This window comes from Streptomyces sp. PTL18, assembly GCF_059510295.1.
Genome location: NZ_JCAJZO010000018.1, coordinates 76414 through 88121 on the forward strand (window position 1 = coordinate 76414; position 11708 = coordinate 88121).

General features: G+C 70.6%; 10 protein-coding genes. 4 read left to right on the forward strand and 6 right to left on the reverse strand.

Annotation, left to right across the window (positions count from 1 at the left end; genetic code table 11):
* The first annotated feature begins 63 nt into the window (after positions 1–63).
* A complete protein-coding gene (locus tag AC5WS8_RS27960; protein ID WP_496106257.1) occupies positions 64–1218 on the forward strand; it encodes a Gfo/Idh/MocA family protein in 1155 nt (384 codons plus the stop codon).
* A 10-nt stretch (positions 1219–1228) separates the two neighbouring features.
* Here AC5WS8_RS27960 and AC5WS8_RS27965 read toward each other — a convergent pair whose 3' ends face one another.
* From AC5WS8_RS27965 to iolC, 6 genes are all read right to left on the reverse strand, one after another.
* Entirely contained in the window at positions 1229–2029 is an 801-nt protein-coding gene (locus AC5WS8_RS27965) for a GntR family transcriptional regulator (RefSeq protein WP_496106335.1), read from the reverse strand.
* A 79-nt stretch (positions 2030–2108) separates the two neighbouring features.
* Positions 2109–3602: a CoA-acylating methylmalonate-semialdehyde dehydrogenase gene (locus tag AC5WS8_RS27970; RefSeq protein WP_496106258.1), complete on the reverse strand. Its 1494-nt coding sequence runs from the start codon at positions 3600–3602 to the stop codon at positions 2109–2111.
* 35 nt (positions 3603–3637) lie between these two features.
* Positions 3638–5512 (reverse strand): 3D-(3,5/4)-trihydroxycyclohexane-1,2-dione acylhydrolase (decyclizing), encoded by a 1875-nt coding sequence (gene iolD / locus AC5WS8_RS27975; protein WP_496106259.1) that lies wholly within the window; start codon positions 5510–5512, stop codon positions 3638–3640.
* Entirely contained in the window at positions 5512–6396 is an 885-nt protein-coding gene (gene iolB / locus AC5WS8_RS27980) for a 5-deoxy-glucuronate isomerase (RefSeq protein WP_496106260.1), read from the reverse strand. Before iolB ends, iolD begins: the two co-directional genes overlap by 1 nt.
* 97 nt (positions 6397–6493) lie before the next feature.
* Positions 6494–7372 (reverse strand): Cgl0159 family (beta/alpha)8-fold protein, encoded by an 879-nt coding sequence (locus AC5WS8_RS27985; protein ID WP_496106261.1) that lies wholly within the window; start codon positions 7370–7372, stop codon positions 6494–6496.
* A gap of 61 nt (positions 7373–7433) precedes the next feature.
* Positions 7434–8390 (reverse strand): 5-dehydro-2-deoxygluconokinase, encoded by a 957-nt coding sequence (iolC, locus tag AC5WS8_RS27990; RefSeq protein WP_496106262.1) that lies wholly within the window; start codon positions 8388–8390, stop codon positions 7434–7436.
* Positions 8391–8701: 311 nt separating this feature from the next.
* On the opposite strand from iolC, the gene AC5WS8_RS27995 reads away from it, so the two are divergent.
* From AC5WS8_RS27995 to AC5WS8_RS28005, 3 genes are read left to right on the forward strand one after another with little or no spacing between them, the layout of a single operon-like run.
* The gene (locus AC5WS8_RS27995; RefSeq protein WP_496106263.1) at positions 8702–9724 is read left to right on the forward strand and encodes a sugar ABC transporter substrate-binding protein; all 1023 of its coding nucleotides are present in this window, start codon (positions 8702–8704) and stop codon (positions 9722–9724) included.
* Between the two features lie 4 nt (positions 9725–9728).
* Positions 9729–10799, forward strand: a complete 1071-nt coding sequence (locus tag AC5WS8_RS28000; RefSeq protein WP_496106264.1) for an ABC transporter permease — start codon at positions 9729–9731, stop codon at positions 10797–10799.
* Between the two features lie 5 nt (positions 10800–10804).
* Positions 10805–11707: an ATP-binding cassette domain-containing protein gene (locus AC5WS8_RS28005; protein WP_496106265.1), complete on the forward strand. Its 903-nt coding sequence runs from the start codon at positions 10805–10807 to the stop codon at positions 11705–11707.
* Position 11708: the final 1 nt, after the last annotated feature.

Consider the following 11708-nt stretch of genomic DNA (forward strand, 5'->3'; position numbering starts at 1 on the left):
CTGGAGAGGAGGCCCTTCAGTCTGGAGCGCGCACGTTGTGGACCGGTCCAAAAAGGGGCAGTCATGGTGAGTACGCTGGGCGTCGCCGTCGTGGGATTCGGCTGGATGGGGCGGGTGCACACCCAGGCCTATGTCCGCCTGCCGCACCACTTCCCGCACCTGCCCCTGCGGCCCGAACTGGTCGCCGTCGCCGACGACGTGCCCGGACGTGCCGAGGAGGCCGCCGCACGGTACGGCTTCGCGACCGCGGTCCGGGACTGGCGTGAGCTCGCCGCCGATCCGCGGGTCGGGGCGGTGAGCATCGCCGCCCCCAACTTCCTGCACCGTGAGATCGGCGTCGCCATGGCCGAGGCGGGCAAGCACATCTGGATCGAGAAGCCGGTCGGCCTGACCTCCGAGGACGCCCGCGCGGTCGCCGACGCGGTCGCCGAGGCGGGCGTCCAGGGCACGGTCGGCTTCAACTACCGGAACGCGCCCGCCGTCGCCGCTGCCCGCGAGCTGATCGCCTCCGGTGAGATCGGCGCCGTCACCCACGTCCGCTTCCGTCTCTTCAGCGACTATGCCGCCCACCCCGAGGGCGCCCTCACCTGGCGGTACGAGCGGGAGCGCGGCGGCAGCGGGGTCCTCGGAGACCTGGCGTCGCACGGCGTGGACCTGGCCCGGTTCCTGCTCGGCGAGATCGAGTCGCTGGCCGCCGACACCGCCGTCTTCATCCCTGAACGTGCCCGCCCCACCGGCGCCACCGCCGGCCACACCCGAGCGACCGGCGGCGCGCCGGGCCCCGTGGAGAACGAGGACTACGTGAGCTGCCTGCTGCGCTTCGCCTCGGGCGCCCGCGGCGTCCTGGAGGCCGGCCGGGTCTCGGTCGGTGAGCAGAACAACTACGGCTTCGAGGTCCACGGCACCCGGGGCGCCCTGCTCTGGGACTTCCGGCGCATGGGCGAGCTCGGCGTCAGCCGCGGCACGGCCTACCAGGACCAACCCGTCAGCACCCGCTACGTCGGCCCCGGCCACGGCGAGTACGCCGCCTTCCAGCCCGGCTCGGCCAACGCCATGAGCTACGACGACCTGAAGGTCATCGAGGCCCACCACTTCGTGCGGTCGGTCGCGGAGGGCACGGCGTACGGCCCCACCCTTCAGGACGCCGTGCGCAGCGCCACCGCACTGGACGCCATGAGCCGCTCGGCGGAGCGGCGCACCTGGGTGGACGTGACGTGAGCCCGGCCCGTCAGGGCCGCACCAGCAACTGGAAGTCGAAGGAGTACCGCGAGGCGCGGTAGATGTGGGTGCCGTACTCGACGGCGCGGCCGGTGTCGTCGTACGCCGTGCGCTGCATGGTCAGCAGGGCCGCGCCCTCCGGCTCGCCCAGCCGCTCGGCCTCCTCCGCGGTGGCGCAGCGGGCGCCGACGGTCTGCCGGGCGCTGTGCAGGGTGATGCCGGCGCTGCGCATCATCCGGTACAGGCCGGTGGCCCGGAGCCGGTCGGTGTCGAGGTCCAGCAGGCCCGCCGGCACGTAGTTGGACAGGTACGCCACCGGCTCTCCATGGGCGAGGCGCAGGCGCTCCAGGTGGTGCACCTCGCCGCCCTCCGCGATCCCCAGCGCGGCCGCGACCTCCGCGGATGCCCGCACGACCTCGTTGCGCACCACCCGGGTCGCGGGCTTCTGCCCGGCGGTCTCCAGGTCGTCGTAGAGGCTGCTCAGCTCCAGCGGGCGCTTGACCTGGCTGTGCACCACCTGCGTGCCCACGCCCCGGCGGCGGACCAGCAGGCCCTTGTCGACCAGCGACTGGATGGCCTGGCGCACCGTGGGCCGGGACAGGCCGAGCCGCCCGGCGAGCTCGATCTCGTTGCCCAGCAGGCTCCCCGGGCCCAGCACTCCGTGTTCGATCGCCGCCTCCAACTGCTGTGCCAGCTGGTAGTAGAGGGGGACCGGGCTGCTGCGGTCCAGGGCGAAGTCGAGGGCTTGGGGCGCGGAAGGGGTCACAGAGGGAGAATATGCCGCCGACTGGTTGACCGGAACACTTGTCATCATCTTGTCCTGACAATGAAGGAGAGCGCGGCCGGTGGGGGAGGCCACACGTCCTCTCCCGCACCGGCCGCCGCTGTCATCAGGAGTTGCTGGGGAAGCCGAGGTTGATACCGCCGTCGGCCGGGTCCGGCCAGCGCGTGGTGATCACCTTGCCCTGGGTGTAGAAGGCGACGCCGTCGTTGCCGTAGATGTGCAGGTCACCGAAGAGCGAATCCTTCCAGCCACCGAAGGAGTGGTAACCGACCGGCACCGGGATCGGCACGTTGACGCCGACCATGCCCGCCTGGACCTCCAGCTGGAAGCGGCGGGCCGCGCCGCCGTCCCGGGTGAAGATCGCGGTGCCGTTGCCCCAACGGGAGCCGTTGATCAGCTCGATCGCGTCGTCGTAGGTGTCGGCACGCACCACGCACAGGACGGGCCCGAAGATCTCGTCCCGGTACGCGTCCGCTGTGACGGGCACCTTGTCCAGCAGCGACACGCCGATGAAGAAGCCGTCCTCGTGGCCCTCCACGCTGTAGCCGGTGCCGTCGACCACGACCTCGGCGCCCTGCCCGGCCGCGCCCGCCACGTACGACGCCACCTTGTCCCGGTGCTCGCGCGTGATCAGCGGGCCCATCTCGGAGGCGGGGTCGTTCCCGGGGCCGATGCGCAGGTTCTTCGCCCGCTCGGCGATCTTGGCCACCAGCTCGTCACCGGTGTCGCCCACGGCCACGACCACGGACACGGCCATGCAGCGCTCGCCCGCCGAGCCGTACGCGGCGTTGATCGCCTGGTCGGCGGCGAAGTCCAGGTCCGCGTCCGGCAGGACCAGCATGTGGTTCTTGGCGCCACCGAGGGCCTGGACGCGCTTGTCGTGCTCGACCGCCTTCAGCTGGATGTACTTGGCGATCGGGGTGGAACCGACGAAGGAGACCGCGGCGACGTCCGGGTGCTCCAGCAGGCGGTCCACGGCCACCTTGTCGCCCTGCACGATGGTGAACACACCGTCCGGCAGACCGGCCTCGGCGAGCAGTTCGGCGAGGCGGAAGGAGGCCGACGGGTCCTTCTCACTCGGCTTGAGCACGAAGGTGTTGCCGCACGCGATGGCGATCGGGAACATCCACATCGGCACCATCGCCGGAAAGTTGAACGGCGTGATACCGGCCACGACGCCGAGCGGCCGGCGGATCGAGGCCACGTCGACCCGGGTGGAGACCTGGGTGGACAGCTCGCCCTTCAGCTTCTCCGCGATGCCGCAGGCCAGCTCCACGACCTCCAGGCCCCGCGCGACCTCGCCGAGCGCGTCGGAGTGGACCTTGCCGTGCTCGGCGGTGATCAGCTCGGCGATCTCGTCGCGGTGCGCGTCCAGCAGCTCGCGGAACTTGAACAGGATCGCCGTGCGCTTGGCGAGCGAGGTCTGGCCCCAGCTCTCGAAGGCGGCCTTGGCCGTGGCGACGGCGGCGTCGACCTCGTCGACCGTGGCGAAGGCGAGCTGCTTCTCCTGGGCGCCGGTGGCCGGGTTGTAGACGGGGCCGAAGCGGCCCGAGGTGCCCTCGACGGGCTTGCCGCCGATCCAGTGGGTGATGGTCTTCATGGTGCGGTGCGGGACCTTTCGTTGAGCGGGGGGAGTCAGAGGTGGCGGCGGCGGCCGGCGACGTGCCGGTCGTAGCGCTCGCGGGCGGACACGGCGGCCTCACGCGAGGCGACCTCGGCGACCGGCACGTCCCACCAGGCCTCGGCGGGCGGAGCGGTGGGTGTCGGGTCGGTCTCGACGTAGACGCAGGTCGGCCGGTCGGAGGCGCGTGCCGCGGCCAGGGCGTCCCGCAGCTCCCGTACGGTCTTGGCGCGCAGCACGTCCATGCCGAGGCTGGCGGCGTTGGCGGCCAGGTCCACCGGGAGCGGCGCCCCGGTGAAGGTGCCGTCGGCGGCCCGGTAGCGGTAGGCGGTGCCGAAGCGCTCGCCGCCGGTCTCCTCCGACAGCCCGCCGATGGAGGCGTAGCCGTGGTTCTGGATCAGCACCAGGTTGACCGGCAGGCCCTCCTGGACGGCGGTGACGATCTCGGTGGGCATCATCAGATAGGTGCCGTCGCCGACCAGCGACCACACCGCCGTGCCGGGCGCGGCCTGCTGGACACCGATGCCTGCCGGGATCTCGTAGCCCATGCAGGAGTAGCCGTACTCCAGGTGGTACTGGCGCGGCGAGCGGGCCCGCCACAGCTTGTGCAGGTCGCCGGGGAGCGAGCCGGCCGCGTTGATCACCACGTCGTCGTCGCCCACGACCGCGTCCAGGGCGCCGAGGACCTGGGTCTGGGTCGGCGCGGAGTTCTCGTCGTCGGCGCGGTAGGCGGCCTCGACGATCTGCTCCCAGCGGTCCTTGCCCGCGCGGTACTCGGCCTCGTACGCCTCGCTCACCCGGTGGCCGGCGAGGTCCTCGGCGAGTGCCGTGAGGCCTGCCCGGGCGTCCGCGACCAGGGTGAGGGCCGCGAGCTTGTGGGCGTCGAACGCGGTGATGTTGAGGTTGACGAACCGTACGCCGGGATTCTGGAACAGCGTGTTCGACGCGGTGGTGAAGTCGCTGTAGCGGGTGCCGACACCGATGACCAGATCGGCGGTGCGGGCGATGTCGTCGCAGACCGCCGTGCCGGTGTGTCCGATTCCGCCCAGGTCGGCGGGGTGGTCGTGGCGCAGCGAGCCCTTGCCTGCCTGGGTGGAGGCCACCGGGATGCCGGTCGCGTCCACGAGTTCCCTGAGGGCGTCCTCCGCCTCGCTGTGGTGGACGCCGCCGCCCGCCACGATCAGCGGCCGCTCGGCCTCGCGGATCGCGCGGACCGCCTCCGCCAGCTCCACCGGGTCGGGAGCGGGGCGGCGCACGTGCCAGACGCGCTCGGCGAAGAACTCCTCCGGCCAGTCGAAGCCTTCCGCCTGCACGTCCTGCGGCATCGCGAGGGTGACCGCGCCGGTCTCCGTCGGGTCGGCGAGGACCCGCATGGCGTTCAGTGCGGACGGGACCAGCATCTCGGGGCGGGTGATCCGGTCGAAGTAGCGCGAGACCGGGCGCAGGGTGTCGTTGACCGACAGATCGGCCTCCACCGGGTGCTCCAGCTGCTGGAGCAGCGGGTCGGCGACGCGCGTGGCGAAGTAGTCGCCGGGCAGCAGCAGGACCGGCAGGCGGTTGATCGTGGCCAGGGCCGCACCGGTGACCAGGTTGGTGGCGCCCGGACCGATGGAGGTCGTGACCGCCTGCGCGGAGAGCCGGTCCCGCTGGCGGGCGTAGCCGACGGCGGCGTGCACCATGGCCTGTTCGTTGCGGCCCTGGTGGAAGGGCATGGTGTCCTCGCCGGCCTCCAGCAGCGCCTGGCCGATGCCGGCGACATTGCCGTGGCCGAAGATCCCCCAGGTGCCGGCGATCAGCCGGTGGCGTACGCCGTCGCGCTCGGTGTACTGGGCGGACAGGAACCGCACCAGCGCCTGGGCGACGGTCAGTCGGCGGGTAGTGCTGCTCATCAGGGCTTCTCCGGTGCCGTGTAGAGGGGGAGACGGGGGTCGACCGGTTGCGCGGGCCAGGTGTCGCGGATCCACGCGTGGCCGGGGTGGTCGCAGATCAGCCAGGCGCGGTCGGGGTCGGGGCCCGCCATGACGTTGAGGTAGTACATGTCGTGGCCGGGCACGGCCATGGACGGTCCGTGCCAGCCGTCCGGGATGAGTACGACGTCACCGTCGCGCACCTCGGCCAGCACGTCCGTGCCGCTGCCGTGGCCGGAGGGGGAGACCCGTTGGTAGCCGAGCCCGGGCGTCCCCTCGTGGGCGGCGAACTCGAAGTAGTAGATCTCCTCCAGCTCCGACTCCTCGCCGGGCCGGTGCTCGTCGTGCTTGTGCGGCGGGAAGGACGACCAGTTGCCGCCCGGAGTGATCACCTCGACGGCGATCAGCTTGTCGCACTCGAACACGCCTGCCGCTCCGAAGTTGTTGACCTGGCGGGAGCAGTTGCCGGTGCCGCGCAGCTCGACGGGCACGGAGGAGGCGGGCCCGTAGCGGGCGGGCAGCCGGCGTTCGCAGCGCGCGCCGGTGAGCGCGAAGCGGCCGCCGTCCCGGGACGCGATCGAGACCTGGGCGTCGCGCGGCACGTACGCGAAGTCGCTGACGCCGCTGAAGACGCTGTCGCGGCCGTGCAGGCGAAACGTGTCACCGCCGACGGCGACGGTGCAGGAGCCCGACAGCGGGAGCACGATCCACTCGCTGTCGCCGGTGTCGAACGAGTGCCAGCCGCCGGACGGCAGTTCGAGCACCTTCAGGCTGGAGTAGCCCCAGCCGGCCGACTCGGGGGTGATGTCGACCGCGTGGGCGCCGGTTGCGGCCTTGCCCGCGGGGAGGTGGTGCGCGGTGGTCATGATGCCCTTCTTCTCGGCGTTCTCGGCGTTCGTGGTGTCGCCGCCTTCGTGGCGGTCATGGCTTGCGTGGCGTTCCCGGCGTGCACTTCGGGCCGCGTCACAGCAGGCCGACCGCGGTGTCCACCGCGGTCTCCACGCTGCCTTCGGCGGGGTACAGCAGGGACCTGCCGACCACCATCCCCTGCACGGTGGGCAGGCGCAGCGCCTTGCGCCACTTCTCGTAGGCGCCCTCCTGGTCCTTGCCGACCTCGCCGCCGAGGAGTACCGCGGGCAGCGTCGAGGCCTCCAGCGCCTCGGCCATGTCGTCGATGTCCTCGGTGACGGGCAGCTTCAGCCAGGTGTAGGCGGAGGTGCCCCCGAGGCCCGAGGCTATGGCGATGGACCGGGTGACGGCCTCGCCGCTGAGGTCGTTGCGCACCCGGCCGTCGACACGGCGGGAGATGAACGGTTCGATGAACAGCGGCAGCCGGCGCGCGGCCATGTCGTCCACCGCCCTGGCCGTGGACTCCAGCGTCGTCAGGGAGCCCGGGTCGTCGTAGTCGATGCGCAGCAGCAGCTTGCCCGCGTCGAAGCGGAGCCGTTCGATGTCCTCGGCGCGGTGCCCGGTGAAGCGGTCGTCCATCTCGAAGGAGGCGCCCGCGAGACCACCGCGGTTCATGGAGCCCATGACGACCTTGTCGTCCAGGACGCCGAGGAGCAGCAGGTCCTCCAGGATGTCCGCGGTGGCCAGCACCCCGTCCACACCGGGCCGGGCCAGCGCGGTGCACAGACGCTCCAGCAGGTCGGCGCGGTTGGCCATGGCCAGCCGGCGGTCGCCGACACCGAGGGCGCCGCGGGCCGGATGGTCGGCGGCGACGATCATGAGTCGGCCGCTGTCGCCGATCAGCGGGCGGCGGACCCGGCGGGCGGCGGCCTCGGCGATGGCCTCCGGGTGCCGGGCGCGCACCGTGGCGAGGTCGGGGATGCTGATGCTCAAGACAGGCTCCGTTCAGGGGTGGCGGCCGTCGGGCCGCGTGCGAGAGGCCTCGAGGCGACGGTCAGCCGCGGGCGACGAGGTCGGCGACCTCCGACTCGGTCGGCATCGCGGAGGAGCAGGCGAGACGGGAGGCGACGAGCGCGCCGGCCGCGTTGGCGTGCCGCATGGTCTTCTCCAGCGGCCACCTGGCGAGCAGCCCGTGGCACAGGGAGCCGCCGAAGGCGTCCCCGGCGCCGAGCCCGTTGACGACCTCCACCGGCACGGGCGGCACCTCGGCCGTCGTCCCGTCGCGGTGCACGGCGAGCACACCCTTGGGGCCCTGCTTGACGACCGCGAGCTCCACACCGGCTTCCAGCAGTGCCTGAGCGCAGGCCCGCGGTTCGCGTACGCCGGTGGCGATCTCGCACTCGTCGAGGTTGCCGACGGCCACCGTGGCGTGGCTCAGCGCCTCCCGGTAGTACGGGCGGGCGGTCTCGGGGTCGTTCCAGAACATGGGGCGCCAGTCCAGGTCGAACACCGTGATGCCGGTCCTGCCGCGGGCCTTGAGGGCGGCGAGCGTGGTCGAGCGGCTGGGCTCCTCGCTCAGGCCGGTGCCGGTGATCCAGAAGATCCGGGCCGAGCGGATGGCGAAGAAGTCCAGCTCGTCGGTGTGGATCTCCAGGTCGGGCGCCTTGGGCCGGCGGTAGAAGTACAGAGGGAAGTCGTCCGGCGGGAAGATCTCGCAGAACGTGACGGGGGTCGGATACTCGTCCACGGGCGTGACGAACCGGTCGTCGACGCCGAACTCCTTCAGCTGCTGGTGCAGATACGTGCCGAAGGGGTCGTTCCCGGTCCGGGTGATCACCGCCGTGTGGCGGCCGAGCCGCGCGGCGGCCACCGCGACGTTCGCCGCCGAGCCGCCGAGGAACTTTCCGAAGGTCTCGACCTGGGGGAGCGGCACACCGGTCTGCAGCGGGTAGAGATCGACCCCGATGCGACCCATGGTGATGAGATCGAAATGTTCGGCGGGCTCAGGCATGTGCGACGCTCCTCATGCGGGGGATGCGGGCGACCGGACGCCGGGTGGGCGGGCATCCGGCGCCGGATGCCTCACAGGTGTAGGCCGCGCGACGAGCCCCTGTCAAGGCTTTGTACTTACATTCGGACCTGCTTCTGAAATGATGTCTTAACAAAGTATTGACAGGTGGGTGCGACAGGGGTTTGTATCCCGTGCCAGCGAAGCCGCCGGTTCACCGGCATACGACCCGGACGTCCGCCCGGGCCCCGAGCGGGGTACCGTCCGGCACCGTCCCACCCCTTCCCCGGTCGCACAGTGAGGTGCAGGTAAAGATGGACCGCACGTTTCACCCTCGCCGCTCCCACAGGGTCGCCCCAGTCCTCGCGCTGGCCGCCGCCTCCGCACTGCTCGTCGCCGGCTGCTCCAGCAGCTCGGGCGGAAAGAAGGCGGAGGACGCGAGCAACGACGTCTCCGCCGGCAAGGCCAGTACTCCTCAGATGACGGTAGCGCTGGTGACCCACCAGGCGCCGGGTGACACCTTCTGGGACATCGTCCGCAAGGGAGCCGAGGCGGCGGCGGCCAAGGACAACATCAAACTCGTCTACTCCAGCGACCCCAACGCGGGCAATCAGGCCAACCTGGTGCAGAACGCGATCGACCAGAAGGTCGACGGCATCGCGGTCACCCTCGCCAAGCCGGACGCGATGAGGGACGTCATCAGCAAGGCCACCCAGGCGAAGATACCCGTGGTCGGCCTGAACTCCGGTCTCAGCGACTGGAAGAAGCTCGGCCTCATGGAGTTCTTCGGGCAGGACGAGACGGTGGCCGGTGAGGCGTTCGGCAAGAAGCTGAACGAGCTGGGCGCCAAGAACACCGTGTGCGTGATCCAGGAGCAGGGGAACGTCGGCCTCACCCAGCGCTGCGACGGACTGAAGAAGACGTTCACCGGCAAGACGCAGATCCTGTACGTCAACGGCACCGACATGCCGTCCGTGAAGTCGACGATCAGCGCGAAGCTCAAGCAGGACACCTCGATCGACTACGTGGCCACGCTGGGCGCGCCGTACGCCCTGACCGCGGTGCAGTCGGTCTCCGACGCCGGCAGCAAGGCGAAGGTCGCCACCTTCGACCTGAACAAGGACCTGACCAACGCCGTCAAGAAGGGCGACATCCAGTTCGCCGTCGACCAGCAGCCCTACCTGCAGGGCTACCTGGCGGTCGACTCCCTGTGGCTCTACAAGAACAACGGCAACTACAGCGGCGGCGGTGAGCAGCCCGTGCTGACCGGGCCGGCCTTCGTGGACAAGTCCAACGTCGACACCGTCGCGACGTTCGCCGCCAAGGGCACGAGGTGATCGCATGACTCAGCAGGCTGTGCCGGCGGTGACCTCACCGCCGGCCTCCGGCCCCAAGGAACGCGACGGCCGGACCGCGCAGCGCTCCCTCGTGGTGCGGCTGCTCGCCCGGCCGGAGGTCGGCGTCTTCCTCGGCGCCGTCGCCGTGTTCGTCTTCTTCTTCGCGATGGCCCCCACGTTCCGCTCGGGCAGCGCCATGGCCACCGTCCTCTACCAGTCGTCCACCATCGGGATCATGGCCCTGCCCGTGGCCCTGCTGATGATCGGCGGCGAGTTCGACCTGTCGGCCGGTGTCGCGGTGATCACCTCGGCGCTGACCGCGAGCATGATCAGTTTCCAGCTGACCATGAACGTCTGGGTCGGCGTGGTCGTCGCCCTCGTCGTCTCGCTCGCGATCGGCGCCTTCAACGGCTGGATGATGGTCCGCACCGGACTCCCCAGCTTCCTGGTCACCCTCGGCACCTTCCTCGGTCTGCAGGGCGTCAATCTCGCGGTCACCAAGCTGGTCACCGGCAACGTCGCGACCGACGACATCAGTGACATGGACGGCTTCGACCAGGCCAAGGCGCTCTTCTCCTCGAGCTTCACCGTCGGTGGCGTCCAGTTCAAGATCACCGTGTTGTGGTGGCTGCTCTTCGCGGCCCTGGCGACCTGGATGCTGCTGCGCACCAAGTACGGCAACTGGATCTTCGCGGTCGGCGGCAACAAGGACAGCGCCCGCGCCGTCGGCGTCCCCGTGAAGTTCACCAAGATCTCGCTGTTCATGCTGGTCGGCTTCGGCGCCTGGTTCGTCGGCATGCACCAGTTGTTCGCCTTCAACACCGTGCAGTCCGGCGAGGGCGTCGGCCAGGAGCTGATCTACATCGCCGCGGCGGTCATCGGCGGCTGCCTGCTCACCGGCGGCTACGGTTCCGCGATCGGGCCTGTCTTCGGTGCTTTCATGTTCGGCATGGTCAGCCAGGGCATCGTCTACGCCGGCTGGAACCCCGACTGGTTCAAGGCCTTCCTCGGCGTGATGCTCCTCGGCGCCACGCTCATCAATCTGTGGGTCCAGAAGTCCGCGACCCGGAGGTGACCACCATGACCACCGCTGACCTCGACCAGAACAACGGCACGGCCACCCCGGCGGACCAGACCCCCGTCGTGGAACTGCGCGGCGCCGGCAAGTCCTACGGCAACATCCGGGCCCTGCACGGCGTCGACCTCGCCGTCCACCCGGGCAGGGTCACCTGCGTGCTCGGCGACAACGGCGCGGGCAAGTCCACCCTCATCAAGATCATCTCCGGGCTGCACCAGCACACCGAGGGCGAGTTCCTCGTCGACGGCGAGCCGGTGCGGTTCACCACTCCGCGTGACGCCCTCGACAAGGGCATCGCCACCGTCTACCAGGACCTCGCGACCGTCCCGCTGATGCCGGTGTGGCGCAACTTCTTCCTCGGCTCCGAGATGACCAAGGGGCCCTGGCCGATCCGCCGCCTCGACATCGCCCGCATGAAGCAGACCGCGGACGAAGAACTGCGGAACATGGGCATCGTCCTGGACGACCTCGAGCAGCCCATCGGCACCCTCTCCGGCGGCCAGCGCCAGTGCGTCGCCATCGCCCGCGCCGTCTACTTCGGCGCCCGCGTCCTCATCCTGGACGAGCCCACCGCCGCGCTCGGCGTCAAGCAGTCCGGTGTGGTCCTGAAGTACGTCGCCGCCGCCCGCGAGCGCGGACTCGGCGTCATCTTCATCACCCACAACCCGCACCACGCCTACATGGTCGGCGACCACTTCAGCGTGCTGCGCCTGGGCACCCTGGAACTCAGTGCCTCCCGCAGTGAGGTCGGCCTCGAGGAGCTGACCAACCACATGGCCGGCGGCGCCGAACTCGCCGCCCTCAAACACGAACTGGCACAGGTCAGCGGCGTCGACGTCGACGAGCTCCCGGAAGCGCGGGACATCCGGGCGTCCGCGGCGGTATCACCCGAAGGGAACTCCTGAC

Bases quoted from the DNA above. Each gene is read 5' to 3' on its own strand.
- AC5WS8_RS27960 (WP_496106257.1), top strand. From the start codon at position 64: ATGGTGAGTACGCTGGGCGTCGCCGTCGTGGGATTCGGCTGGATGGGG.
- AC5WS8_RS27965 (WP_496106335.1), bottom strand. From the start codon at position 2,029: ATGACAAGTGTTCCGGTCAACCAGTCGGCGGCATATTCTCCCTCTGTG.
- AC5WS8_RS27970 (WP_496106258.1), bottom strand. From the start codon at position 3,602: ATGAAGACCATCACCCACTGGATCGGCGGCAAGCCCGTCGAGGGCACC.
- iolD (WP_496106259.1), bottom strand. From the start codon at position 5,512: ATGAGCAGCACTACCCGCCGACTGACCGTCGCCCAGGCGCTGGTGCGG.
- iolB (WP_496106260.1), bottom strand. From the start codon at position 6,396: ATGACCACCGCGCACCACCTCCCCGCGGGCAAGGCCGCAACCGGCGCC.
- iolC (WP_496106262.1), bottom strand. From the start codon at position 8,390: ATGCCTGAGCCCGCCGAACATTTCGATCTCATCACCATGGGTCGCATC.
- AC5WS8_RS27995 (WP_496106263.1), top strand. From the start codon at position 8,702: ATGGACCGCACGTTTCACCCTCGCCGCTCCCACAGGGTCGCCCCAGTC.
- AC5WS8_RS28000 (WP_496106264.1), top strand. From the start codon at position 9,729: ATGACTCAGCAGGCTGTGCCGGCGGTGACCTCACCGCCGGCCTCCGGC.
- AC5WS8_RS28005 (WP_496106265.1), top strand. From the start codon at position 10,805: ATGACCACCGCTGACCTCGACCAGAACAACGGCACGGCCACCCCGGCG.